Origin of the sequence: Haloarcula amylovorans, assembly GCF_004681185.1 — an archaeon.
GTDB classification, from domain to species: domain Archaea; phylum Halobacteriota; class Halobacteria; order Halobacteriales; family Haloarculaceae; genus Haloarcula; species Haloarcula amylovorans.
Window position 1 is genome coordinate 1,072,166 of sequence record NZ_SRIF01000001.1, and the last position, 22,257, is coordinate 1,094,422.

The following is a 22,257-nucleotide window of genomic DNA, read 5'->3' on the forward strand; positions in this document are numbered from 1 at the left end:
GGCTCCGTAGTGTCACACGCTCGGGGAGACTCACTCCCCGTTCTACCCTTTGGTCGGAGAATACCGTGAGCCGCGGCTATAGAGCGTCGAAAACGGTCGCCGGCACGTGCTCTCGAACGCCTGAGACAGCGACGGACGGGTCGGAAAGGGAGAGCGGCGGGAGCGGCCACACCGGACAGTCGGTCATGCCTTCCAGCACCTCGGGGTTCGTCCGTTCGGCCGTCGTCGCCCCCTCGTACTCGTTGAACACGATGCCGCGAACCGACACCCCGCGGTCGCGGAGCGCGTCGACTGTCAGTCCCGTGTGGTTGAGCGTCCCCAGTCCCGACCGGGCGACGACGACCGCTGGCAGGCCGATATCTGCCACGAGGTCCAGTACCTCTCGGTCGTCGGCGAGCGGCACTCGCAGGCCGCCGATTCCCTCCACGACCGCGGTCTCGTGGGCGTCGACGGCGGCTTCGACGCCGTCCCGAATTTCGTCGTAGGAGAGGTCAGTATCGGTCCGATCGGCGGCGACGGCGGGCGCGAGCGGCGGTTCCAGCCGTCTGAGACAGGTCGCTGCCTCCTCGGACCCGCAGGCCTCGGCGACGAACCCGGCGTCGTCGTCCGGCGGATAGCCGGTCTGACAGGGTTTGATCGCGATAGCGTCCCGTCCCCGCTCGCGGAGCCACCCGGTCAGCCCGGCGGTGACGACCGTCTTGCCGACGCCGGTGTCCGTCCCGACGACGAACAGACCGCCTGCGCCGCCAGTCGACCCGTCGCTCACAGCAGACCGACCTCCTCGCCAGCCGTCTCGAAGGCGTCGAGACACCGTTGAAGATCTTCGTCGGTGTGTGTAGCCGTTGGTGCGACGCGGATGCGCGAGGTCCCCTCGGGCACTGTCGGCGGCCGAATAGCCGGTGCGACGATAGCGTGGTCGCGCAGGCGCTCGTCGAGTTCGAGGGCGTCCACGCGGTCACCGACCAGCACGGGAAGGATATGTGTCTCGCCCAGTACCTCGTAGCCCCGCGCTTCGAGTCCCTCCCGGAGCGTCTCGACGTTCGCCCACAGTCGGTCGGACTGGTCCGTCTCGCGGGCGACACGCAGCGCTTCGCGAGCCGACGCCGCTGCGGGCGGGGCCAGTCCCGTCGAGAAGACGAACGAGCGCGCGGCGTTGAGGAGATATTCGATGAGCGGCTCGTCTCCCGCGACGTAGCCGCCCTGACTGGCGAGTGCCTTCGAGAGCGTTCCCATCTGTATCTCGACGCGGTCGCTCAGGCCCTCGCGCTGGACGATGCCGCCGCCGCGCTCGCCGAACAGTCCCGTGGCATGGGCCTCGTCCACCATGAGCCACGCGCCGTACTCCTCGGCGGCGTCACAGAGCGCCGAGAGCGGGGCCACGTCGCCGTCCATCGAGAACACGGAGTCGGTGACGACCAGCCACCGTTCGTCGGCTGTCGCCCCGTCCTCGGCCCGTCTCTCCATCTTCGCCCGAAGGTCGGCGGCGTCGCAGTGGTCGTACACCACCGTCTCGTCCGCGCCGAGGCGACAGCCGTCGATGATGGAGGCGTGGTTGAGTTCGTCCGAGAAGACCACGTCCGGTGAGAGCGCGTCGATGGTGCCGACGTTCGCGGCGTAGCCAGCCGAGAAGACCAGTGCGCGTTGCGTTCCCTTACAGTCGGCGAGGTCCCGTTCGAGCGCCCGATGGACGGCCGTATCGCCGGTGACGAGCCGGGAGGCTCCCGCGCCCGTACCGACCGTTCGAGCGCCGAGTTCGGCCGCCCGTTGGAGACGGCCGTCGTCGGCCAGTCCGAGGTAGTCGTTCGCGGCGAAGACGACCGACTCGTCCCCGAACTCGGGTGCGTCGCCCTTCGGGTCGTCGGCCAGTCGCGTCCGGTCGCCGGCAGTCTCGGTGACTTCCAGATGCCGGCGGAGATCGTCGTCTGCCCGCGCGTCTAGACGGGCGTCCAAGTCGAACCCGTGAGTCATCGTCAGCACTGTCGTAGCGGACCCCTTTAGGACTGTAGCTTTCCGCAGGTACGGTTTTACGTCCGCGGCGTGACACTAGTGGGCATGGACCGTGATACAGCCGAACCGACCGTCGATTCGTTCCCGGGACCGCGCGCTCGGGACCGGGCCAGCCGTCACGCGGCCGTCGCCGCCCCCAGCACGCACGTCTACGAGTTCGTCTGGGACCCGACGGCCGACGCCATCGGTCCCTACTGTACGGACGTGGACGGGAACGTTCTCCTCGATTTCACGTCCCACGTCGCCGCCGCTCCCCTCGGCTACAACAACCCGCACCTGCTCGCCCGCCTCGACGAGTTCGACCTCGTCGACCCGCTGAAGTTCGCGGGGCAGGACTTCTACGCCGACCTCGGTGACCTCCCCGGGCCGACCGAACTGATGGAACGTCTCACCGATATCGCTCCCGACGGCCACGACACGGTGTTCCTCTCGAACACCGGCGCAGAGGCCGTCGAGAACGCGATCAAAATCTGCTACGACGCTCGTCCGGGCGCGGAGTACGGAATCACCTTCGAGGGTAGCTTCCACGGACGAACGCTCGGCGCGCTCTCGCTCAACCGCTCGAAGGCCGTCCACCGTCGCGGGTTCCCCGAAATAGCCGGCGTCTCGTCGGTACCGTTCTGTGAGGACCAAACCTGTGACCCCAGTACCTGTTCCTGCGGGTTCTTCCCCGACGAATCCGGCACCTCGTGGCTCCGACGTCGACTCGGACCGGACGGCAGTATCGACCCCGAGTCGGTAGCGTACGTCATCCTCGAACCGGTACAGGGAGAGGGAGGCTATCGCATCCCGAGCGAGGCGTTCATGGCGGAAGTGGCGGCTGTCTGTGGCGAGTACGGGATCCCACTTATCGCCGACGAGATACAGACCGGGATGGGGCGAACGGGCGAGTGGTGGGGCGCGGACAACTACGCCATCGAACCGGACGTCCTCGCGGTGGCGAAGGGCCTCCGCGTCGGCGCGACCGTCGGTCGCGAGGAACTGTTCCCCGACCAGACCGGTCGCCTCTCTTCGACGTGGGGCGGCGGTGACCTGCTCTCCTCGATGGTCGGCGCGCTCACCATCGACGCCATCCAAGCAGAGAACCTCCGACAGAACGCGAGAAAACGGGGCGACGAACTGGCGGAGCTGCTCGACACCAGCCCTATCGTGGACGCTATCGACGTTCGTAACCTCGGGTCACTGGTTGCCGTCGAGTTCGAGACGAAGGCCCGCCGCGACGAGATGGTCACGGCCTGTGCGAAGGCGGGACTGCTCACGCTCCCCTGCGGGCTGAAGACGATCAGACTGCTCCCGCCGCTTGACGTTCGAGAGCGAGAGATAGCGCAGGCCGTCGCCCGCTTCGAGGACGCGGCTGAGGTCTAACAGGAGTGCGAACAGACCGCTCAGAAGCCGGGCATCAGGTCGGCCGGGCCGAAGACGCCGTAGTGGCCCGCGCGGTTGTTGCGGACCCCCGCGGCGAGGTAGCCGAGCGCCGGGCCGTTGACGTTTGCTTCCATGCTGGTCGCGTCGTCCAATTCGAAGGTGTTGGTCCCCGTCTCGCCGTCGAAGGTCGTCCCGGTGACCGAGACGGTGGTCGTCGTCGGTTTCTCGTCGGAGCGCACGTCTAAGATGCCGCCGACGTGGACGTCGTCCGCGTCACAGATGCCCGCTCGTTCCAAGAGAACGTCGTCTGCGTGTTCCATGTCGTGGAACTCCAGGACGCCGTCGTGCTCGTCGATGAGCGCCTCGATTTCGGCCTCGCTCATCTCGCGGGCCGTCTCGATGTCGTAGCCGTCGAGGTGGGCAATGTCTTCCCGGACGGTGCCGCGGTTGTCCTCGTAGCCGCTCTTGAGGCCGACGCCCCACCAGATCTCGACTTCCTCGACCTCGACGAACGACTGGGCTGCGAGCGCCGCCGCGCCGGTCAGAAATCCCGGCGTCGCGCCCGCGCCACAGACGAACGTGATACCCGACTCTTTCAGGAGCGCTTCGCGGTCGTCGAGCATCCCGATGACGCGCGACCGCTTGAGCACGTCCACGAGGACGCCCTCGTACTCCGCTTCGGCGAAGCGCTTGGCGACGCGGGGGATGAAGTCGTGTTCGAGGTTCGGCAGCGCGACGAGGACGGCGTCGATGTCGTCGCTCTCGGCGATGATGTCGTCGATGGGCGTCTCCGTCGGACGGCCCTGTTCGCTGGCGACGATGCCCGCCTCCTCGCCGTGCTGTTTGACGCCCTCGGTAGCTGTGCCGGCGTCGGCTTTCGCCCCGCCGTCAGTGGCGACATCTCCTTCGGGGCCGCTGTCTCGCGGCTCATCGCCGCTCGACTCTTTCGAGCCACTCCGTGGCCCGCTCGCGATGTTCCCCTCCGTCGCCTCCAGCAGTTCGGGCACGTCGAGGCCCTCGTGGTCGACGGCGACGCCGTTGCGGTCACAGGCCGCGACCGGCGTGAGTCCGTCCTTGTACTGGGAAACGTCGAGTGTTCGTCGGCCGATACCACCCGTTCCGAGTACCGCGAATCGTACGTCGTCCATGCTTAGTCGTCTGATTGAAGTTCGGATTTGCTCTGTGCGGTGCCTGCCGCCGTCTCCGTATCGGTTCCGTCGTCGGCGCGTTCCGCCACTGCTTCGGGATCGAAGTCGTTGGCCTCGGTGTTCGGTTCGAGCCCCGCTTCCTCGATAATTTCGAGGTCGTCAGCAGCCGACTGGCCCTCTGTCGTGAGGTAGTCGCCGGTGAGGATGCCGTCCGCGCCCGCCTCCAGTGCGGCCACCTGCCCGTCCGTATCGAGATTGACCTCGCGCCCGCCCGTGAGGCGCACGCGGGCCTCGGGGTGGAGCAGGCGGTACACCGCGATGGTCTCGATGACCTCCTCGGTCGTGATGTCGGGGAGTCCCCGCTCGGCCATCGGCGTCCCTTCGACCGGATTGAGGATGTTGACCGGGAGCGAGGAGACGCCGATCTCCTGCAACGCGATAGCCGCCTCGACCCGGTCGGTCGGCGTCTCGCCCATGCCGAGGATGACACCGGCACAGAGGTCCATGCCGGCGTCCTTGGCGACTTCGAGCGTCTCGACGCGGTCTTCGAAGGAGTGGGTCTGGACGATTTCGGGGAAGTAACGAGGCGAAGTCTCGATGTTGTGATTGTAGTGGTTCAGCCCCTCCTCGGCGAGAATCGCGGCTTCCTCCTCCGTGAGGATGCCGAGGCTGGCGTCCACCTCCACGTCCGTCTCGTCGCGTACGAGTCGGATTGCCTCCAGTACCTCTTCCCACTCGTCGGGACGCTGTTCCTTCGAGACGCCCTTCTCCGCGACGACGATTCCGAACCGCTGTGAGCCGTCGCGTTCCGCTCGCTTTGCGGCTTCCAGAATTTTCTCCGGACCCAGAAAGCCGTAGTTGTCGATACCGGTGTCGAAGTGGACGGACTGCGCACAGAACCCACAGTCCTCCGCGCAGTTTCCGGCCTTGGCGTTCACGATCGAGCACGCGTCGACGGTGTCGTCGCCCAGTTGCGTGCGGACGTAGTCCGCGCCCGCCGCGAGGGCGTCGACCGGTTGGGCGACGAGAGCCAACCCATCACGCCGGTCGAGTCGCTCACCGTCCAACACGCGTGTGACTGCGTCGTCTACCGTTCGGTTGCCCGTCTCGTAAACCACGATTTCAGCATCGGTTGACGGTCGAATAAAGGTTCGGGTGAGAGGGGTGGCGAGCGAAAGGTGACCCTATTGGCTCACAGCAGGAGCGAGATTACTGCGAGGACGAGGAAAATGAGAATCAGCCATTTGGCGATCTCCATGCTGAGACCGGCGATGCCGCGTGCCCCGACCAACGCCGCGACGAGAGCGAGGACGAAAAACAGGATGGCAAGCGAGAGAAATCCGCCACCACCCTGAAGCGGACTGAGCGCGGGCGCTACGGTTGCGATTGCGACGCCGGGCAGTTGAGGGAACATACCTGTCGCATCGACACCCTGTCGTATCGTAATAGTGTCATTATCGTCGCTAGTCCGAGGTTATCGCCCGAGCGGGACCGGTTAGTCTAACCGGAAGTCTCGGGCTGACGGGCCGCTACGGGCAACATGGCCGAATTTCAGGAGCGCGACGAAAACCGTTCCGCCGAGGATGTTGCCGACGGTCGAGAACAAGAGGAATCGAAGGAAATCGACGTAGCCGACCTCGGGCGAGACGAGGACGCCGCCGAACACCTCGACTGTGCCAGCGATACAGTGCGGGAGGTGGGCGAAACCAATCGCCGCGGTGATGAGCCAGACGACCGCCAGCCGAGCGATGGTGCTATCGGCCGCCGCGACCAGCCACGACAGTAGCCCCATCAGCCACCCAGCGAGCACGCCAGCACCGACGAGTACCATCGGTGAGAGTTCCGTGTAGGCCGTCGCTAGTTCGGTGAACGCCGACGCTTCGACGACACCGATGGCCGGACCGATCGCCACGGCGAACGCGGCGAAGACGAGCGCACCCGCGATGTTGCTGACGTAGACGAGCCCCCAGAGTCGCCCCAGTTTGCCGACGCTCGCATCCCTGTTCAGGACCGGCAAGACGGCGAGCGTCGTGTGTTCGGTGAACAGCTCCGACCGTCCGAGAACGACCAGTATGAACCCGACGCCGTAGACGACGCCGAGAAGGAGTTGCTTCGGGAGTTCCCCGAACGTGGGGTCGGCCGCCGTGAGGATGACTCCCATCAACAACGGGCCGAAGCCGATGTCGAGTCCGGCCGAGAGCGCAGAGAGTGACAGCCCACTCGTCGGCCGGTTTAGCTCACTCAGCCCGCGCCGTATCTGAAGTTCGAGGATGTCCTCGCCCTCTGCCTGTTCGTCATCAGCCGAATCGTTGCTACTCATTGCCGACATCGAGTGTCGTCTGCGCTACGACGGCCGCACGTTTGAAAGTTCTCGCCGACTCGGAACGAGTCAGTAGAGGTCGTCCAGTTCCGACTCAGTGTTCGCGTGTTCCTCGGCTGGGAACTCGCCTGCTCGCACTGCGTCGGCGTAGTCGCTCACCGCGTCGTGAATCTCCGTGCGCGCATCGCCGAACTGCGCGGCGAAGGGCGGACTTGACTTGGCGAGTCCGACAACATCGGTGAAGACCAACACCTGTCCGTCGCACTCGCTGCCGGCCCCGATGCCAATGGTCGGGATGTCGATGGCCTCGGTGACCTGTGCGGCGAGGTTCGCCGGGACGTGTTCTAAGACGAGGGCGAACGCACCCGCCTCCTCGTGTGCCTGTGCGAGTTCCAGAATTTCCGTCGCTTCCTCGCGGTCCGTCGCCTGCTGCGTGTAGCCGGTCTGGTTGACGCTCTGGGGGGTCAACCCGAGGTGAGCCATCGTGGGGATGCCGAGGTCCGACAACCGTTCGGTCAACTCCACGGTGTGTGGTCCCGACTCCAGTTTCACGGCGTTGGCTCCCTCTTCTTTGAGCATCCGGCCGCAGTTCTCGACGCTCTCGGCCAGATCCGCGCCAAAGGAGAGAAACGGCATATCCGCGACGACCAGCGCCTCGTCGGTGCCGCGGGCCACCGCACCGACACGTGAGGCCACCTCGTCGACGGTGACCGGTAGCGTGTCGTCGTATCCGAGCACGGCGTTACCCATGCTGTCGCCGACGAGGACCACGTCGATTCCCGCCTCGTCGACGATGTTCGCCGTCGCCGCGTCGTACGCGGTCAGCATCGTTATCTGCTCGTCACCTGCCATCGCCTGTACGTCCCGGACAGTGGTCATGTGCATGGCCGGGCGCGGCGCGCTATTACGTGTTCGGGTCCCACGACGGGAGCTACCGCGTCACAACTCGACGGCGACCATCTCGCCCCACGGCTCGAACCCCCAGCGGTCGTAGAACGCCGCCGCGCGTCCGTTGTCGGGGTCCACGTCGAGCACCAGTCGGTCGAGCGGCAGCGACTGCGAGCGAGCGAGCGACAACGCCGCTTCGAGCAGTTCGTCGGCGACACCGGTTCCCCGGTACGCCTCGGCGACGAACAGTTCGTTCAGCACCGCGGCGTCCCAGACGTGGGCCAGCGACTCGGGCAGGACGAAGACGTAGCCGACGACCTCGCCGTCGTGCTCGGCCAATCGGACGGTGCGCCCGTCCTCCTCGACACAGCGGTCGACCCACGCGAGATACGACTGTCGGTAGCTGGCATCGAGTTTCTCGCGGTACGTCGCTTCTTTCTCGCCGTCACCGGTCCCTGACCCCAGCGTGAGTTCGAACGCGCGCTTCAAATTCCAAAGAGCGTCCGCATCGTCGGTATCACCAGCGGCGTACGGGCGGATCATCGCCAGTCGCTTGGGCAGAGCGACCCAAGTACCGTCCGATCGGCCGCCGAACCGGAAGTTGCTTGAGACTGCCACGGAAACGCTCGTTCGTGCCAGCAGTCGAGAAGACGAACCCCGACGGCGTGGATTTCGGCTGGGTAATGCAGGTCACCTTCGTCACGACCATCCTCGTCGGGTCGCCGATCGTCGTGCTCGCCTCGATCGGGACCGCACTCCCGACGTGGACGAGCCGGGCGATGTTCGCGATCCGAGTCGGCGCTGTCATCTGGTTTCTGACGGCCGTCTCGGCGTACGTCTACGCTCGGTATCGCCGCTGATCGAACTCGCTCGCCCACGCGAAGGCCGTGCCTGCCCGGCGAGCGGTCTCGGCGTCCCGTTCGGAGTCCCCGACGAACACCGTCTCCCCGGGATCGGCGTCCAGCGTCTCGACGACTGATAGGAGCCCTTCGGGGTTCGGTTTCGACGACCCGACGGAGTCGCGGCCGACGACGGGCCCGACCGACGACGTGAGGTCGTGGGTGTCCAAGGCGAGTCGACACGCCTCCTCCGCGTTCAGCGAACAGATGCCGACCGGTACCGCGTGAGGCAAGCCGTTGGCCAGCGCGAGTCGGTCTGACATCCGTGCGCCGGTGCGCTCGTGATCGGTGATGGTCGCTTCGACGGCCGCCCGGTGGCCAGTCTCGTCGGACAGTTCCAGTAGCTCCCAAAGGTCGCTCGCGTCGGGGTCTACGCCGCGCTCTCGGAGGAGCGTCGCGACGTCTTCCGCCACCGCGTCCCAATCCACCGCTAACTGCACCAGCGTCCCGTCGAGGTCGTACACTACGGCGTCGTAACTCACGGTCGGAGGTAGGGAAGCACCCCGCAAATGTGCTTCGCCAGTCAGCGCCCGTCCAACAGGGCACGAGCGACGATATTCTTCTGAATCTCGCTGGTCCCCTCGTAGATCGTCGTCACCTTCGCGTCCCGGTAGAGTCGTTCGACCGGGTAGTCGGTGGTGTACCCGTAGCCGCCGTGGATCTGGACGGCCTCGTTCGCCACCTCGACGGCCCCTTCGCTGGCGAAGTACTTCGCCATGCTCGCGGCTTGTCGGGCGTCCTCGCCGCGGTCCATCCGACCGGCGGCCTCCCACGTCAGCAGTCGTCCGGCCTGTACTGTCGTCGCCATCTCCGCCAGTTTGTGCTGGATAGTCTGGAACTCGGCGATTCGCTGGTCGAACTGCTCGCGTTCCGTCGCGTAGTCGAGCGCCTCGTCCAGCGCCGACTGGGCGAGACCGACGGCCTGTGCGGCGATGGCGACCCGTCCGCCGTTTAGAATCGATAGCGCGGCGGCCAAACCCTCCCCGACCTCGGTGAGTCGGTAGCGTTCGGGAATCCGAACGCCGTCAAACGTGAGCCCTGTCGTGTCGCTGGCTCGCAGACCAAGTTTGTCCTCCTTCTCGCCGACGGAGAGTCCGTCGCTGTCTTTCGGGACCAGAAACTGTGTGATGGAATCGGGGTCGTCCCGGTCAGTCTTGGCGAAGACGACGACCACGCCCGAACGCTCGCCGTTGGTAATCCACTGTTTCTCGCCCTCTAAGACGTACTCGTCGCCGTCGGACCGCGCGACAGTCGTCATCCCTCGGGGGTTCGACCCAGCCTGTGGTTCCGACAGCGCGAACGCGCCGACGGGTCGCCCGTCGACCATGTCGGGAAGCCACTCCTCGCGCACCGATTCGTCGCCGAAGCGAGCGATACAGGACGTGGCCAGACAGTGGACCGAGAGCGCGGTTGCGACGGCGAGCGATCCGTGGGCCAGTTCCTCGTTGACGATGGCGTAGGTCTGCTTGTCGGCGTCGAAACCGCCGTACTCCGCTGGCGTGGTCAGTCCGGTCAGATCGATGTCGGCGAGGCTGTCCCAGACGTCCTCGGGAAACTCCTCGGTCCGGTCTGCCTCGCGTGCCGTCGGCCGTACCTCCTCGGCGGCGACGGATCGAACGGTCTCACGAACGGCCCGCTGTTCGGGCGAGAGGTCCATACCGACGGTATGCGTGGGACTCTCAAAGGTCTACTGTCGGGAGAAGACGAGAGACAGTTACCGGGAGTCCGTGAGTTCGACATCGAGGAACGATTCGAGGGCGGCGATGGTCGATCCACCGACGTTGGCCTGCGTGGCCCGGCCCTGTTCGACCGCGAGCACGTCGTTCTCGTCGAGTCCGAGTTCCTCGGCGAGTTCCGCCGTCTGCAGCCCCGCGTCCTGTCGCGCCTCGGTGACGCGCGTCCCGTAGTCGCTAACGAGGTAGGGCAACTGGTCGCCGTCGTAATCTGCCCCCTCTTCCCAGTGGGAGGCATCGGCTTTCTGTGAGTCCTGTATCTTCGCGGCGTTTTGGGCGGCGCGGCGACGGCGATTCTGGTCGTCGTTCGAGTCGCCGCCGCTCGATTGCGAGCGGTCGTTCTCGCCGTGGTTCTGTGCACAGTCCGAACAGACCTGGAGGGTCGCGCCCGCGACGTTCGCGGTCTGCAGGTCGCCGCCGTCGGCACCGCAGAGTTCGCAGCTCCCACCGGCGCTGTCGCCTCCGCTGCCGGTCGAGTATTTGGCCATGCCCCCGGTAGCGGTTTCGTCGTATTTGAAATGTCCGGTTCGGTGGAATGACACACCCTCTCGGGGCGCGCCGCAAACGAAAGCCCTTTTATTGGCCCACGGGGAACGATTGAGTGCAGTAAGACAGAGCGAGCGTGGGTAGCCAAGCCAGGCCAACGGCGCAGCGTTGAGGGCGCTGTCCCGTAGGGGTCCGCCGGTTCAAATCCGGTCCCACGCATCGCACGTGAGGGCGACGCCCTCGACACCGTGGCGGCGATGCCGCCACACGATGCAGGTGCTCTCCCTACCAGGGATCAGCACCCACGCACAATCCTTTCGAAGTAACCTTTCTGAGCCGAGCGTCCGGCGGCTGAAAATACCCCACTCGGCCACCGCGGTCTCGGATTCGAAAACGAGTGGTACCGGCTGTGGTCGCTGTTTCTCCCCGTCGAATATCACTGTTGATAATCTGGCCGAAAGTATTTTTATACACCCTGCCCACAATTCAGATACGGCACCGTTCCGGTGCCCTGCACCCCCACCCCCTACTTTCCGTACCGTTCACAGACGAGCAGCCGTCGCTGGTGGTGTATTCTGCGTTATCAGAACGTCACGAGATTGACTCGGTGGGTTTCGAATCGATGCCAGACGTGCTCGCTTCGCTCACGAGAACGTCGCAAAATGGAATGGGCGGGATTCGAACTCGAACGTCGAGAGACGGTCACTCACTTCGTTCGTGCTGCGACTCTCGGGCGCGAATCCCGGCGTACTCCACTCTGTCGGTGCTGGCCGTTCGGTGACGGAGCACCTCACAGAATACCGACAGAGTGGAAGGGGCGGGATTCGAACCACGCGGAGCCCTGCGAGGGAAACTGCCGCCAATTTCTGGCATGTTGGCGGGCAGCGCTCTACCACTGAGCCACCCTTCCAGACAGCAAAACCTTGGGTCGTAGCGACTAAATAGGTGACGGGGCCGGCGAAAGGACCGGACTCACGACTGCCGAGATCCGTGTTGGTGGCCACGCGATATTTATTCGATCCGTCCCAACGCTCGCTGTGAGCTACATCAAACAGCACTACACGGATACCGAAGCGGTCGGCGGCGGATTACACTTCCTCCGAGACGAACTGAACTGCGAGAACGTCGGCGTCAGCGTCCTCGACTGCGAGCCCGGTTGGAGCGGGAAGCCACACGACCACAGCGACGACGGACAAGAGGAAGTGTACGTTCTCGTCGACGGAGAAGCCACAGTGACGGTCGACGGCGACGACGTGGCGATGTCGGCCGGTGACGCGCTTCGAATCGGCCCAGACGCGAAACGAGAGATTCAGAACGGCGAGACGGAGAGTCAGTTCGTCCTCGTCGGCGCGCCCTAGTAGCTGCGCTCTTTCGGCTCGTAGGTCTCTTCGTCGCCTTCGAGGATGACCGGTTTGTAGTACAGGCGCGGCGTGCCGTCCTCCCACGCCAGCATAGTGTGTTTGATCCACTCTTCGTCCCGGCGTTCCTGGAACTCCGCGCGCCAGTGAGCGCCGCGGAACTCCTCGCGAGCGAGTGCACCGAGCGTGATGGCCTCGGCCACGTCGAGGAGGTTCCGTGTCTCGATGGTATGGATGAGATCGGTGTTGTAGGTGCGCGAGGGGTCGGAGACGGCGACGTTCTCGTACTCCTTGCGTGCCTCTCTGATGTCGCGCAGCGCTGTCTTCAGACCCTCTTCTTCGCGGAAGACGTTCACGTTGTCCGTCATCGTCTCCTGGACGTCGGCCCGGACTTCGGCGTGGTTGATGCCGTCCGCTTCCAGCAGCGTCTCGATACGCGCACGCTCGCGCTCCACAGTGTTCTCGATGACGCTCGTCGGTTCGACGGCCGCGCCGTCGGCGGCGACATCTTCGCTACCCCTGTCGATGGCACCCGGTTCGACCGGCGGTTCGACGTTGCCCGCCTCGCTCTCGGCGGACGGGCCGGTCTGGATCTCCGCAGTCTTCATGTCCTTGCCGGCGGCGTGGTAGCCGGCACGAGCGCCGAAGACGAGCAGTTCCGGCAGCGCGTTGCCGCCGAGGCGGTTCGCACCGTGCAGCGAGACGCAAGCGGCCTCGCCGGCTGCGTAGAGGCCCTCGATGCAGGTCTCGCCGTTCTCGTCGCACTCGACGCCGCCCATGGCGTAGTGCTGGCCGGGCTTGACGGGCATCGGTTCGTCGAGGCCGTCGACGCCCTCGAAGTCCTCCGCGAGGTGGAGGATGTTCTCCAGTCGGTCGATGATGCGCTCCTCGCCGAGATGACGCATATCGAGGTGGACGTACTCGTCTTCGATACCACGGCCCGCGTTGACTTCCGTGAGCTCGGCGCGGGCGACCACGTCCCGCGAGGCGAGTTCGCCGTCGTTGTTCGCGTAGCCGTACTCGTACATCAACCGCTCCTCGTTGTCGTTGTAGAGGATCCCGCCTTCGCCGCGGACGCCTTCGGAGATGAGGACACCTGTCGAAGGGAGCGTCGTCGGGTGGAACTGGATCATCTCCATGTCCTCCATCGGCGCACCGGCGCGGTAGGCGATGGCGCACCCGTCGCCGGTGTTGGCAACGGCGTTGGTCGTGTGGTCGAACGCCTGTCCGAGGCCACCGGTGGCGAGGATGACGCCGCCGTTCGCGCGGAATCCCTCTATCTTGCCGGACTTGATGTCGTAGGCGACACAGCCGTGGCACTCCCGTTTCTCGGGGTCGTCGTGGTCTGTCACCGCGACGTTGGTGACGTACCACTCGTCGTACACCTCGATGCCGCGCTTGACCACCTGCTCGTACATCGTGTGCAGGAGGTGATGGCCCGTCTCGGCCCCGGCGTAGGTCGTCCGCGGGTACGAGAGGCCGCCGAACGGTCGCTGTGAGACGCGCCCGTCCTCCTCGCGGGAGAAGGGCATTCCCCAGTGTTCGAGCTGGATGACCTCTTCGGGGGCGTCCTTAGCGAAGGTGTCGATGGCCGGTGCGTCCCCGAGGTAGTCAGACCCCTTCATCGTGTCGTAGGCGTGCAGATCCCAGGAGTCGCCCTCCTGAAGCGCGGCGTTGATGCCACCCTCTGCCGCGCCCGTGTGACTACGGACCGGGTGGAGTTTCGTCACGAGGGCGACGTCTGCGCCCTCCTCGTGTGCTGCGATTGCCGCTCTGAGGCCAGCGCCACCCGCGCCGACCACGATAACGTCGTGTTCGTACATTATGTGATATGGTTACGTGTGGTTCAGTACTACCAGAACTTGAGGTTGTTCTTCACCGATTCGCGTTTCAGTTCCTGGATGTGCTCGGTCAGCGGGATGTCCTTCGGACACACCTCGGTACAGGAGAACTGCGTCTGACAGCGCCAGACGCCGTGTTCCTGTTCGATGATGCGAAGCCGTTCCTGCTTGCGGTTCTCGCCTTCGCGTTCGTCCATCGCGAACCGATACGCTTTGTTGATGGCCGCAGGGCCGAGATACTCGTTGTCGCCGGCCGCGATGTTACACGAGGACATACAGGCCCCACACCAGATACACCGGGTTGACATCTTCACCTTCTCGCGGTTCTCCCGGGTCTGACGCTGTTCTTCTAAGTCGTCGTCTGGAACCTCGTCGGGGTCGAAGTACGGTTCGACCGCGTGCATCTGGTCGTAGAAGTGCTCCATGTCCACGACGAGATCCTTGACGACCTCCTGGTGGGGAAGCGGTTCGATACGGACCGGCCCGTCTAACTCCGACAGCTGGGTCTTACAGCCGAGGCGCTGCCGTCCGTTGACGAACAGCGCGTCCGACCCACAGACCGCCTGTCGACACGAGTGCCGAAAGGTCAGCGAGGAGTCGTAGCGGTCCCGCGCGTAGATGAGCGCGTCCAGTACCGTCATCCCCTTGTGGAACGGGACCCGGAAGTCGTCGAACCGGGGTTCCTGTTTGCCTTCGACCTCGGGGTCGTAGCGGAAGACCTTCAGCATGACTGTCTCCTCGTCGTCGAGGGTCGCCTCTTCGGTCTCTCGCTGAGCTTCTCGTTCGGCCTGGCGTTGTCGTTTCTGTTCCCGGCGCTTCTCGCCCGGTGACTCGACGGCCGGTTCGCTCTCCTGTTCTTCGGTCTCCGTCTCCTGTTTCTCTATCTGTGTGCTCATGAGTTAGAGGAATCCGTTCATCGCTAGGGCAACTCGGGTTCCCTGCGCGATAAGCAGCAGGCCTGCGACGATGAGGACCCACTTGACAGCGTTCTTCTGCGTTCCCTCGATGCCCTGATTGACCAGCGCGTTGTAGACGCCGTTGACGCCGTGGAACGTCGCCGTCACGAGGAAGAGCCACATCGTCGCGAAGTAGCTCACCTGACTCATTCGTGCCTGTGTGCCGGCGAAGGTAATATTGGCGGCGTGGTTAGCAAAGTGTAGTAGCAGGAAGTGGAAGGCGAGGACGCCGATGAGGAACACCGCCGTGAGTCGCTGCCAGAGCCACCGACGGCCGCCCCGCTCGAAGGAGGAGTAGTGTTCTGCCATTAGGCTAGTGGCCCCCCGAGGAACGTCGGAATGCTGGCGACGACGATCGCGCCGGTCAGCACGAGCGACGCGTAGAAGCTCACGTCCTGTGATTCGAGGCCGACACCTAAGTCCACCATCAGCAGTCGAATCCCGTTGAGGATGTGGAAGACGGCGACGGCGAGCAGTCCGACTTCGAGGAAGCGAACGACGAGCAGGGCCTCTAACCCCTGCAACGTACCGGTATAGAGGTCATCACCACCGAGGGACGTACTGAGAACGGCGATGTGGGTAAACAGATACCCCACGAGCACCCAGCCGGTGAACTTGTGGAAAATCCAGGCCCACATTCCGGCCGAGAACTCCCGCCACCGTCCGAAATCCTCGACGGTGCCGCGATTGTAAGACTGACTCATACACTCGGGGGTTAGTCCGGGGACAAATAGTAGTTACTACCGCGTGCGTGTCTCGCCGGAATCCGGCCCGAGTGAATTTCTCTACCGGTAAATCCTGTCAGCTATCAGTACTCTTCGCCGCCGAATTCCTGGCCGTCGATACGAACTGTCTCGTGGGTGACGGCGACGCGATGACCGTCGATGGTGAACGTCACCGACACGACTCGCTGCTTGCAGGCGAAAAGCGCGTCGAGCGCGTCGGTATCGATTTTCTTCTCCAGTGCGAACGGGAGGGCAAGCGGGTCGGTATCGTAGTATCGAGCGAGTGTTTCGACGGTGCGAACGGACGGTGGAAGGGCGTCGTCGGTCATGAGTATCTCATTCCACGTTCACCGGCGCGGGCCGAACGTAGATCGCTCGGGCGGTATGATAGATTGATCGGAATCACCTCTGTGGGTGTGTTCTGTGGCTGCTGAACGCCGTCACTTCGTCGGTGCTGCCCGAGCGATACTCAGTTTCCGGCACCGGTGGGAATCGGTTAATACGGCGTTTCGTTGTCGTCTATAAAATATTACCGAAAAATTCGGCACAGTCGCTGACGACGGCGGATCAAGGGCCGAGCGAACCGCCGGACTTGAGCGGTTCGGCTGACTACGACAGCCCCAACTGTTGGGCGTCGGCGGTCTGATTCTGCTCGGCAGCACGACGGGTCCGGTCGTCGAGACGGACGAGATGACAGAGGGGGTTCCCGGGATAGACGAGTGGGTTTTCGAGGACGCCGACTAGCAGGCCGGTAAACGGCGCACGAACTGTCGTATCTTCCGTCTTGAACGGGTTGCCAATGGTGCAGATGACGTCGTCTTCGTGGACGAGTTCGCCTCGGTCGTGGTGCATGTCGACGAGGCCGCCGGCGTCGGCGCGTATCCACGTCTTCTCGTCGCTGTTCTCGATGACGGTCCGCCAGCCGGGCCAGCGCACGACTTCGGTATCGAGGAGACCGAACTCGGCCAGCACCGACCGAACGCTGTCGAGGGCCTTGTCGATGAGCGGCCGCTGAAAGCGATGCGCTTCGCCCATCTCGATGGTGATAGTCGGGACGCCGGCCTCGCTCGTCTCGCGGCGCAACGACCCCGACGGCCCGTTCGAGGAGATGATGACGTTCGAGGCGAAGGCGTTAGCCACTCGCGCGACAGCGTCGTCTTCCATGTCCGCTCGGACGTGAAGCATGTTGGTCCGTCCACGCGTCGAAGTGTGGAAATCCAGCCCAAAGTCACACGGCGAGAGGAAGTTCCGGAAGATGCGGTCGGCCATCCGCTTCGCGCTCGTCGAGTCGGGGTTGCCGGGAAACGAGCGATTCAGGTCCCGGTCGTAAATCGGGAGGTAGCGTTCCTGTGCGAGGAATGCCGGGACGTTTAACACCGGAAGGCAGATCAGCGTGCCGGCGAGGTTCGAGTGGTCCCACTCGTGGGCGACCTCACGGACGACTTCGATCCCGTTCAGTTCGTCGCCATGGGCGGCCGCCGAGAGGAAGCCGGTCGGTCCCGGGCGCTCGCCGTTGATGATGGTGACCGGCATCCGGACCGGGTCGCCCATGTACGTCTCACTGACCGTGTACCGCACGTTCTGCGTCTCCCCCGGGTCAACCCGCCCACCGTCGTAGGTGAACGGTTCGGCCTCGTCCATGCGGGTACAAGGGAGACCCCGTGGTAAAACCCCCCCGACCGCCGCTCGGAGGTGAAGCGAGCGAGGCGGCGCTGTCGAACCCGACCTCGGAGGCTCTGTGCACAGAGACGGTCGACAGATAAAACACACATACCAAGCGGCGTTCCTCTCGTCGACGACAGACGGGATGATTTGGAACTATGGAGGGGTAGCGTGTACGTCGACGCATGACACAACCACTCTACGTTATCGGCCATCAACAGCCCGATACGGACACGGTCTGCGCTGCGATCGCATATGCACGATTGAAACAGAAGCAGGGGACAGACGCGGTTCCAGCACGGGCCGGTGAGGTGAATCCCGAGACCCAGTTCGTTCTGGATCGGGCGGGCGTCGAAACGCCGTCCCGTTTAGACGATGCCACGGGTGAACGGCTCGTACTCGTCGACCACAACGAGTACAGCCAAGCGGTGTCCGGCGCGCAGGACGCAGAGATCGTCGAAGTCGTAGATCACCACCGGATCGGCGACGTGACGACCAGCGACCCGATCTTCTTCCGGAACGAGCCGGTCGGCTCTACCGCGACGATCCTCACGCAGTTGTACGACGCGGCGGACGAATCGATCGACGAGGAGACCGCGCAACTGCTCCTGAGTGGTCTCCTGAGCGACACTGTCGTCCTCCGCTCGCCGACGACCACCGACACGGACCGGACGGTAGCTGAACGGCTGGCCGAACTGGCTGGCGTGGATGTCGAGGAGTACGGCAAAGAGCTCCTTCGACGGAAGAGCAAGCTCGGAGAGAAGCGCCCCCGGGAGATGGTTCTCGGTGATTTCAAGGAGTTCGAATTCGGCGCGCACCAGGTCGGAATCGGCCAGGTAGAGACGGTCGAACCGACGACGGTACTGGACCAACGCGACGCCGTCCTCGCTGCGATGGACGATATCGTCGGCGACCGGGAGTACACGGCGCTCCTGTTGCTCGTTACCGACCTCCTCGAAGAGGAATCGACCGTCCTCGTCGCCGGCGACCACGAGGACACCGTCGCGGAAGCCTTGGATACGACATTCACGGACCGGGAAGCGTCCCTGCCGGGGGTTATGTCTCGGAAGAAGCAGGTCGTGCCCCCGCTCGAAGCTGCCTTCAGTTAATCACCGTCTCCGAAGTCAGCCTTCGGTCGGCTGACCGAGTCGCGAAAGACGCCGGGTGCTGGTCGACCCGGCCGGCAGAACCCATCAGGGTTTTCCTGCCGCCACTTGAACAACCGCATCATGAGTGACGAAGATATCACGGTCGGCGTTCTGAGCCTCCATTCCAGCAAGGAAACGAAAGCTATCTTGAACGCGGCTGACAGTCTCGGATACGACACCGAGTGGCTCCGCGAGGAGAACACGACTGTCTCCGTGACCGACGGCAAGATGACGCTCGACCCGGACGTCGACGTCGTCGCCAACCGCCTCCTTCTCTCCAGCGACGAGTATCCGGTCGAGGGAATCGGGTTGGCGTTGACGCTCAACTACCTCATGCCGATGCTGAACGAACCGACCGCGGCGACGACGGCACTACACAAGTTCGCCAGCGCCGCGGCGCTGGCCGACGCCGACATTCCGATTCCCGACGCGCTTCTCTCCCTGTCGAACAAGCGACTGAACGAAGAACGCGACCGATTCGGCGAGCGAGCGGTTTACAAGACGGCTATCGGCACCCACGGCGGCGGGACGTGGATGGTCGAACTCGACGACCCGGTCAACGCACAGGTCGGCGAGCGCCACGCCTTCCTCCAGGAGTTCCTCGACCACGACGAGAGTCGCCATCACGACCTGCGCGTGTACGTCGTCGGCGACCGAATCGTCGGTGCCATGAACCGCTACGCACCCGACGGTGAGTGGCGAACCAACGTCGCACTCGGCGGCGAAGTCGAGGACATGACTGACAAGCTCCCCGAGCGCGTTCGGGAAATCGCGCTGAACGCCACGGCGGCCATCGGACTCGACTACGCCGGCGTCGACATCGTTCAGGGCAACGACGGCTACTACGTCCTCGAAGTCAACCCGACCGCCGGTTTCCGCGGCCTGTTCAAAGCGAGCGGCGTCAGCCCGGCCCCCTACATCGCGCAGTTGGCAATCGAGCGAGCGGGCGGGAGCGTTCCCGACGAGGACGTCGAGCAGCTCACCGGCACGCTCGACGACTCTCGACCGGCGGCGACGCCGCGGACACCGACCACCCAGACCCCGGAGAACGTCACCATCGGCTACATCGAGGAGGTCGTCGTCTCGGGGACGCGGGGGAACAAGACCGTCCTCGCCAAGTCAGACACCGGCGCGACCCGAACCAGCATCGACGCCGAACTCGCCGCAGACATCGGCACCGGCCCGATTCTCGATATCGTGAAGGTGAAGTCCGGAAGCGTCAAGTCCGGCCGCTCGCGGCCAGTCGTGGACCTCGTCGTCGGGATCGGCGGGACTCAACACACCGTCACGGCCAGCGTCGAGGACCGCTCGCACATGGAGTATCCCCTCTTGCTGGGCCGGGACATCCTCAAGCACTATCAGGTGAACGTCAACCGCCGCGCGGACGACGAGTACGATGACCTGGACGCCGAAGAAGAAGAGGTCAGCCCCGAGTAACGACCGGGCGTAGACCCGGTCGCTCGACGCACCGCTATCCCGACGAGAGAGTCCCCCGCTAGTCGGTCACTTCCGCGACACTCTCGGCGATGTCCTCCTCTGCTCACCAGAGATACGTAGGCCGCAGGACCCTCTACAACAGCGTAAGCCACTGTATGTTACCTCGTGGCCTCCGAAAGCAATCAACTTATTAGATGTATTGCATAGATTTATTTGCAATCATATCATCACATATGTGTATGTTCGGTGGGAACAACAGCGACACGACAAAACTCCAAGACCAGATTCTCCAACAGTGGGACATGGGAGTGTCCAATCCAAAGCAAATCGCTGCCAACTGCGACTGCTCGGAGAGTTATACGAAAGAAACCCTCAACGAGCACCGTCCAAACTGGAACGACGATAATGGCTTCAGTCTCTTCTGACCCGCTGACGACACTCCGAAGCCTACCGCCCCGTCACTTCGAGCAGTTCGTAGCTGATGTGTGGTCGGAGTGCCAAGGCTGGACAACAGAAGTGATGGACGCTGGTCCAGACAAAGGCCTCGATGTAATTGGCCAGCCATCGACAGGCGGAGCGAAAACTGCTGTTCAGTGTAAGCGATACGCCGAGGGCAACAAGATCACGAGCGAGCAGATACAGCAGTACGCGGCACTACGTCAGCAGTGGCAAGATGTCAAGGGCGTCACGGTAGTCACGACCAGTTCGTTCACTCGGAACGCGCTGGAACTGGCCGACCGTCTCAACGTCAAGTGCATTGACGGAGACGACCTCGTTCGCTTAGTTCACCGCTACAATGCTTGTGAAATACTGGACTGGTACGGCCAGGGCAAACCGGCCGGTTGGTAACAATGACAAACGATGATGATTTACGATTCGGCGATGTGAATGGAAGTGAAACTAATATGAGTAGTGATGGAATCGTGGGGCTGATGATACGAGGTATTCAAGGACTGGTGGTATTTTACGCCCTCCTGAAAGTGGTAGAAATACTGTTCAACGTCCCGATTCCCTTTATCTGACGTAGGCCGCCAAGACTCTATCATGGCGAAAGCCACTATATGTTACCTCGCAGCCCTATCTTAGCCTGACATTTCTGGTGCCATTTTCGACGGATGGAGAACCTCCACCCCGTGTTACTAATTTCAATATGCTCTCGTATCGTGACGGTGGGAGGTTGTGGGGCCTCTACTTACCGATGGCGACTGCCTGTATTGATTGACTGAAGCCTTGGCCTTTTGCCGTCTGACGACAAATAGAGTTGCATCTAAGAATGGTTGATGAGGCTAAATCGATACTAAAAAAGGATCCTGTAATGGCAGAGTTGTTAGATGAACACAATCCATACTCTGAACCCGATTGGACTGAATTTGAGCGACTGTGTATTTCGATAATCAACCAACAACTCTCGACTGCAAGTGCGGCAGCGGTGAAAGAACGGGTATTCGAATTGCTTGACGAGGAAGTAACACCCGAGAGTGTCTTGGATGCCGATGAGGACAAACTCCGAGACGCTGGACTGTCGAGGATGAAGGTCGAGTATATGCGGAACGCGGCGGAGGCTTTTCAGGAACGAGACTATTCCCGTGAAGAGCTGTCAGAACACTCAAACGAGGAGATCGTCGAACGTCTCACGGAAATCAAGGGCATCGGTGATTGGACTGCTCGAATGTACCTGCTATTCGTAATGGAGCGACCCGACATCCTCCCGTTGGGCGACCTTGCAGTACGGAACGGGATTCAGGAATTGTACGGCGACGGAGAAGATATGACCCGTGAAGAGATGCGTGAGATAGCAGAGGATTGGCGTCCTCACCGTTCAACGGCTACGAAATACATCTGGGCCGATTACGAATCTGACTCGTAGGACCTCTGCTGTCTATCGGTACCTGAACGTCGATACCTCTTATGTTTTTCAGGCTCTGTTGAAATCCTATACTTCAGATGGCTTCTTGCGTGAAACAGCCGGTAAGTATGTGTGCGAATGTAATAGTGTACGAAGCTGTCAATAGGCGCAGAAAACGATATATTATGTCACTCAAGCGCCAATGGTCACAAAACCTATTACCAACTAATGATTAGGTCAGAGTAACTGAAATGAACGTAGTTATTCAGTATTCGTTAGAGGGGACAGGAACCATCGGGGATTTGCTCCTTGCTATCGCGCTCTTAGTTGGTATCCTTCTTTCTATATTCGTCATAGGTTCCATCTTTGACCGTGTGTTTTAAGCTGATAAGGATGAACCTTGATTCGATAGATAGTTCGTCTGTACTGCCCACATTA

25 protein-coding genes and 2 tRNA genes are annotated in these 22,257 nt (G+C 63.0%); 9 read left to right on the forward strand and 18 right to left on the reverse strand.

Annotated features, from left to right (window positions below; genetic code table 11):
- Nucleotides 1-76 precede the first annotated feature (76 nt).
- Nucleotides 77-766 carry a dethiobiotin synthase gene (bioD, locus tag E4S61_RS05400; protein ID WP_245180600.1) on the reverse strand — a complete coding sequence of 230 codons (690 nt, stop codon included), beginning with the start codon at nucleotides 764-766 and terminating at the stop codon, nucleotides 77-79.
- Complete coding sequence (locus E4S61_RS05405) at nucleotides 763-1,968, reverse strand: aminotransferase class I/II-fold pyridoxal phosphate-dependent enzyme (protein ID WP_135302868.1); 1,206 nt, start codon at nucleotides 1,966-1,968, stop codon at nucleotides 763-765. Before E4S61_RS05405 ends, bioD begins: the two co-directional genes overlap by 4 nt.
- Before the next feature lie 84 nt (nucleotides 1,969-2,052).
- Here E4S61_RS05405 and E4S61_RS05410 point away from each other — a divergent pair, with 84 nt between their 5' ends.
- Nucleotides 2,053-3,372: a class-III pyridoxal-phosphate-dependent aminotransferase gene (locus E4S61_RS05410; RefSeq protein WP_135302869.1), complete on the forward strand. Its 1,320-nt coding sequence runs from the start codon at nucleotides 2,053-2,055 to the stop codon at nucleotides 3,370-3,372.
- A gap of 20 nt (nucleotides 3,373-3,392) precedes the next feature.
- Here the strand turns inward: E4S61_RS05410 and E4S61_RS05415 are convergent, their stop codons facing one another.
- From E4S61_RS05415 to E4S61_RS05440, 6 genes are all read right to left on the reverse strand, one after another.
- On the reverse strand, nucleotides 3,393-4,547 hold the full coding sequence (locus E4S61_RS05415) for a transcriptional regulator (RefSeq protein WP_245180617.1): 1,155 nt from the start codon (nucleotides 4,545-4,547) through the stop codon (nucleotides 3,393-3,395).
- Nucleotides 4,523-5,638 carry a biotin synthase BioB gene (gene bioB / locus E4S61_RS05420; RefSeq protein ID WP_135302871.1) on the reverse strand — a complete coding sequence of 372 codons (1,116 nt, stop codon included), beginning with the start codon at nucleotides 5,636-5,638 and terminating at the stop codon, nucleotides 4,523-4,525. Before bioB ends, E4S61_RS05415 begins: the two co-directional genes overlap by 25 nt.
- A gap of 74 nt (nucleotides 5,639-5,712) precedes the next feature.
- Nucleotides 5,713-5,934 (reverse strand): DUF1328 domain-containing protein, encoded by a 222-nt coding sequence (locus E4S61_RS05425; protein WP_135302872.1) that lies wholly within the window; start codon nucleotides 5,932-5,934, stop codon nucleotides 5,713-5,715.
- 81 nt (nucleotides 5,935-6,015) lie between these two features.
- Nucleotides 6,016-6,840, reverse strand: coding sequence for a formate/nitrite transporter family protein (locus E4S61_RS05430; protein WP_135302873.1), 825 nt, complete (start codon nucleotides 6,838-6,840; stop codon nucleotides 6,016-6,018).
- A gap of 69 nt (nucleotides 6,841-6,909) precedes the next feature.
- Nucleotides 6,910-7,719 (reverse strand): 3-methyl-2-oxobutanoate hydroxymethyltransferase, encoded by an 810-nt coding sequence (gene panB / locus E4S61_RS05435; protein ID WP_135302874.1) that lies wholly within the window; start codon nucleotides 7,717-7,719, stop codon nucleotides 6,910-6,912.
- Nucleotides 7,720-7,779: 60 nt separating this feature from the next.
- On the reverse strand, nucleotides 7,780-8,271 hold the full coding sequence (locus E4S61_RS05440; protein ID WP_135303289.1) for a GNAT family N-acetyltransferase: 492 nt from the start codon (nucleotides 8,269-8,271) through the stop codon (nucleotides 7,780-7,782).
- Between the two features lie 140 nt (nucleotides 8,272-8,411).
- Between E4S61_RS05440 and E4S61_RS05445 the strand changes: the two genes are divergently transcribed.
- The gene (locus E4S61_RS05445; protein WP_394346440.1) at nucleotides 8,412-8,588 is read left to right on the forward strand and encodes a DUF5822 domain-containing protein; all 177 of its coding nucleotides are present in this window, start codon (nucleotides 8,412-8,414) and stop codon (nucleotides 8,586-8,588) included.
- Here E4S61_RS05445 and E4S61_RS05450 read toward each other — a convergent pair.
- From E4S61_RS05450 to E4S61_RS05460, 3 genes are read right to left on the reverse strand one after another with little or no spacing between them, the layout of a single operon-like run.
- Complete coding sequence (locus E4S61_RS05450) at nucleotides 8,567-9,109, reverse strand: HAD family hydrolase (RefSeq protein WP_135302876.1); 543 nt, start codon at nucleotides 9,107-9,109, stop codon at nucleotides 8,567-8,569. The two genes, E4S61_RS05445 and E4S61_RS05450, sit on opposite strands and share 22 nt — an antisense overlap.
- 41 nt (nucleotides 9,110-9,150) lie before the next feature.
- A complete protein-coding gene (locus E4S61_RS05455; RefSeq protein ID WP_135302877.1) occupies nucleotides 9,151-10,284 on the reverse strand; it encodes an acyl-CoA dehydrogenase family protein in 1,134 nt (377 codons plus the stop codon).
- Nucleotides 10,285-10,341: 57 nt separating this feature from the next.
- Nucleotides 10,342-10,848: a helix-turn-helix domain-containing protein gene (locus E4S61_RS05460; protein WP_135302878.1), complete on the reverse strand. Its 507-nt coding sequence runs from the start codon at nucleotides 10,846-10,848 to the stop codon at nucleotides 10,342-10,344.
- Between the two features lie 132 nt (nucleotides 10,849-10,980).
- Between E4S61_RS05460 and E4S61_RS05465 the strand changes: the two genes are divergently transcribed.
- A tRNA-Leu gene (locus E4S61_RS05465) sits at nucleotides 10,981-11,065 on the forward strand.
- A 590-nt stretch (nucleotides 11,066-11,655) separates the two neighbouring features.
- Here the strand turns inward: E4S61_RS05465 and E4S61_RS05470 are convergent.
- Nucleotides 11,656-11,756: transfer RNA gene (locus E4S61_RS05470), tRNA-Trp, on the reverse strand.
- A 127-nt stretch (nucleotides 11,757-11,883) separates the two neighbouring features.
- Between E4S61_RS05470 and E4S61_RS05475 the strand changes: the two genes are divergently transcribed.
- Nucleotides 11,884-12,204 (forward strand): cupin domain-containing protein, encoded by a 321-nt coding sequence (locus E4S61_RS05475; protein ID WP_135302879.1) that lies wholly within the window; start codon nucleotides 11,884-11,886, stop codon nucleotides 12,202-12,204.
- Here the strand turns inward: E4S61_RS05475 and E4S61_RS05480 are convergent.
- The 6 genes from E4S61_RS05480 to E4S61_RS05505 all read right to left on the reverse strand — a co-directional run bounded on the left by E4S61_RS05480 (nucleotide 12,201) and on the right by E4S61_RS05505 (nucleotide 17,367).
- Nucleotides 12,201-14,027 (reverse strand): FAD-binding protein, encoded by a 1,827-nt coding sequence (locus E4S61_RS05480; RefSeq protein ID WP_135302880.1) that lies wholly within the window; start codon nucleotides 14,025-14,027, stop codon nucleotides 12,201-12,203. The two genes, E4S61_RS05475 and E4S61_RS05480, sit on opposite strands and share 4 nt — an antisense overlap.
- A 29-nt stretch (nucleotides 14,028-14,056) precedes the next feature.
- Nucleotides 14,057-14,941: a succinate dehydrogenase/fumarate reductase iron-sulfur subunit gene (locus E4S61_RS05485; RefSeq protein WP_135302881.1), complete on the reverse strand. Its 885-nt coding sequence runs from the start codon at nucleotides 14,939-14,941 to the stop codon at nucleotides 14,057-14,059.
- 3 nt (nucleotides 14,942-14,944) lie between these two features.
- Nucleotides 14,945-15,310 (reverse strand): succinate dehydrogenase hydrophobic membrane anchor subunit, encoded by a 366-nt coding sequence (locus tag E4S61_RS05490; protein WP_135302882.1) that lies wholly within the window; start codon nucleotides 15,308-15,310, stop codon nucleotides 14,945-14,947.
- Nucleotides 15,310-15,705: a succinate dehydrogenase, cytochrome b556 subunit gene (gene sdhC / locus E4S61_RS05495; protein ID WP_135302883.1), complete on the reverse strand. Its 396-nt coding sequence runs from the start codon at nucleotides 15,703-15,705 to the stop codon at nucleotides 15,310-15,312. The genes E4S61_RS05490 and sdhC overlap by 1 nt, the downstream gene beginning before the upstream one ends.
- Nucleotides 15,706-15,809: 104 nt before the next feature.
- Complete coding sequence (locus E4S61_RS05500) at nucleotides 15,810-16,055, reverse strand: HalOD1 output domain-containing protein (protein WP_135302884.1); 246 nt, start codon at nucleotides 16,053-16,055, stop codon at nucleotides 15,810-15,812.
- A gap of 280 nt (nucleotides 16,056-16,335) precedes the next feature.
- Nucleotides 16,336-17,367 (reverse strand): succinylglutamate desuccinylase/aspartoacylase family protein, encoded by a 1,032-nt coding sequence (locus E4S61_RS05505; RefSeq protein WP_135302885.1) that lies wholly within the window; start codon nucleotides 17,365-17,367, stop codon nucleotides 16,336-16,338.
- Nucleotides 17,368-17,573: 206 nt separating this feature from the next.
- On the opposite strand from E4S61_RS05505, the gene E4S61_RS05510 reads away from it, so the two are divergent.
- The 5 genes from E4S61_RS05510 (at nucleotide 17,574) to E4S61_RS05530 (ending at nucleotide 21,840) form a co-directional block, all read left to right on the forward strand.
- Nucleotides 17,574-18,497 (forward strand): manganese-dependent inorganic pyrophosphatase, encoded by a 924-nt coding sequence (locus tag E4S61_RS05510; protein WP_135302886.1) that lies wholly within the window; start codon nucleotides 17,574-17,576, stop codon nucleotides 18,495-18,497.
- Nucleotides 18,498-18,617: 120 nt separating this feature from the next.
- Complete coding sequence (locus E4S61_RS05515; protein ID WP_135302887.1) at nucleotides 18,618-19,973, forward strand: RimK family alpha-L-glutamate ligase; 1,356 nt, start codon at nucleotides 18,618-18,620, stop codon at nucleotides 19,971-19,973.
- Between the two features lie 405 nt (nucleotides 19,974-20,378).
- Nucleotides 20,379-20,822: a restriction endonuclease gene (locus E4S61_RS05525; RefSeq protein WP_135302889.1), complete on the forward strand. Its 444-nt coding sequence runs from the start codon at nucleotides 20,379-20,381 to the stop codon at nucleotides 20,820-20,822.
- Nucleotides 20,823-20,824: 2 nt separating this feature from the next.
- On the forward strand, nucleotides 20,825-20,995 hold the full coding sequence (locus E4S61_RS25275) for a hypothetical protein (RefSeq protein WP_167768423.1): 171 nt from the start codon (nucleotides 20,825-20,827) through the stop codon (nucleotides 20,993-20,995).
- 251 nt (nucleotides 20,996-21,246) lie between these two features.
- Nucleotides 21,247-21,840, forward strand: coding sequence for a DNA-3-methyladenine glycosylase family protein (locus tag E4S61_RS05530; protein WP_135302890.1), 594 nt, complete (start codon nucleotides 21,247-21,249; stop codon nucleotides 21,838-21,840).
- The last annotated feature ends 417 nt before the right edge of the window (nucleotides 21,841-22,257 follow it).

Bases quoted from the DNA above. Each gene is read 5' to 3' on its own strand.
- E4S61_RS05405 (WP_135302868.1), bottom strand. From the start codon at position 1,968: ATGACTCACGGGTTCGACTTGGACGCCCGTCTAGACGCGCGGGCAGAC.
- E4S61_RS05410 (WP_135302869.1), top strand. From the start codon at position 2,053: ATGGACCGTGATACAGCCGAACCGACCGTCGATTCGTTCCCGGGACCG.
- E4S61_RS05425 (WP_135302872.1), bottom strand. From the start codon at position 5,934: ATGTTCCCTCAACTGCCCGGCGTCGCAATCGCAACCGTAGCGCCCGCG.
- E4S61_RS05430 (WP_135302873.1), bottom strand. From the start codon at position 6,840: ATGAGTAGCAACGATTCGGCTGATGACGAACAGGCAGAGGGCGAGGAC.
- panB (WP_135302874.1), bottom strand. From the start codon at position 7,719: ATGACCACTGTCCGGGACGTACAGGCGATGGCAGGTGACGAGCAGATA.
- E4S61_RS05440 (WP_135303289.1), bottom strand. From the start codon at position 8,271: ATGATCCGCCCGTACGCCGCTGGTGATACCGACGATGCGGACGCTCTT.
- E4S61_RS05445 (WP_394346440.1), top strand. From the start codon at position 8,412: ATGCAGGTCACCTTCGTCACGACCATCCTCGTCGGGTCGCCGATCGTC.
- E4S61_RS05455 (WP_135302877.1), bottom strand. From the start codon at position 10,284: ATGGACCTCTCGCCCGAACAGCGGGCCGTTCGTGAGACCGTTCGATCC.
- E4S61_RS05460 (WP_135302878.1), bottom strand. From the start codon at position 10,848: ATGGCCAAATACTCGACCGGCAGCGGAGGCGACAGCGCCGGTGGGAGC.
- E4S61_RS05480 (WP_135302880.1), bottom strand. From the start codon at position 14,027: ATGTACGAACACGACGTTATCGTGGTCGGCGCGGGTGGCGCTGGCCTC.
- E4S61_RS05485 (WP_135302881.1), bottom strand. From the start codon at position 14,941: ATGAGCACACAGATAGAGAAACAGGAGACGGAGACCGAAGAACAGGAG.
- E4S61_RS05490 (WP_135302882.1), bottom strand. From the start codon at position 15,310: ATGGCAGAACACTACTCCTCCTTCGAGCGGGGCGGCCGTCGGTGGCTC.
- sdhC (WP_135302883.1), bottom strand. From the start codon at position 15,705: ATGAGTCAGTCTTACAATCGCGGCACCGTCGAGGATTTCGGACGGTGG.
- E4S61_RS05500 (WP_135302884.1), bottom strand. From the start codon at position 16,055: ATGACCGACGACGCCCTTCCACCGTCCGTTCGCACCGTCGAAACACTC.
- E4S61_RS05505 (WP_135302885.1), bottom strand. From the start codon at position 17,367: ATGGACGAGGCCGAACCGTTCACCTACGACGGTGGGCGGGTTGACCCG.
- E4S61_RS05510 (WP_135302886.1), top strand. From the start codon at position 17,574: ATGACACAACCACTCTACGTTATCGGCCATCAACAGCCCGATACGGAC.
- E4S61_RS05515 (WP_135302887.1), top strand. From the start codon at position 18,618: ATGAGTGACGAAGATATCACGGTCGGCGTTCTGAGCCTCCATTCCAGC.
- E4S61_RS05525 (WP_135302889.1), top strand. From the start codon at position 20,379: ATGGCTTCAGTCTCTTCTGACCCGCTGACGACACTCCGAAGCCTACCG.
- E4S61_RS25275 (WP_167768423.1), top strand. From the start codon at position 20,825: ATGACAAACGATGATGATTTACGATTCGGCGATGTGAATGGAAGTGAA.
- E4S61_RS05530 (WP_135302890.1), top strand. From the start codon at position 21,247: ATGGTTGATGAGGCTAAATCGATACTAAAAAAGGATCCTGTAATGGCA.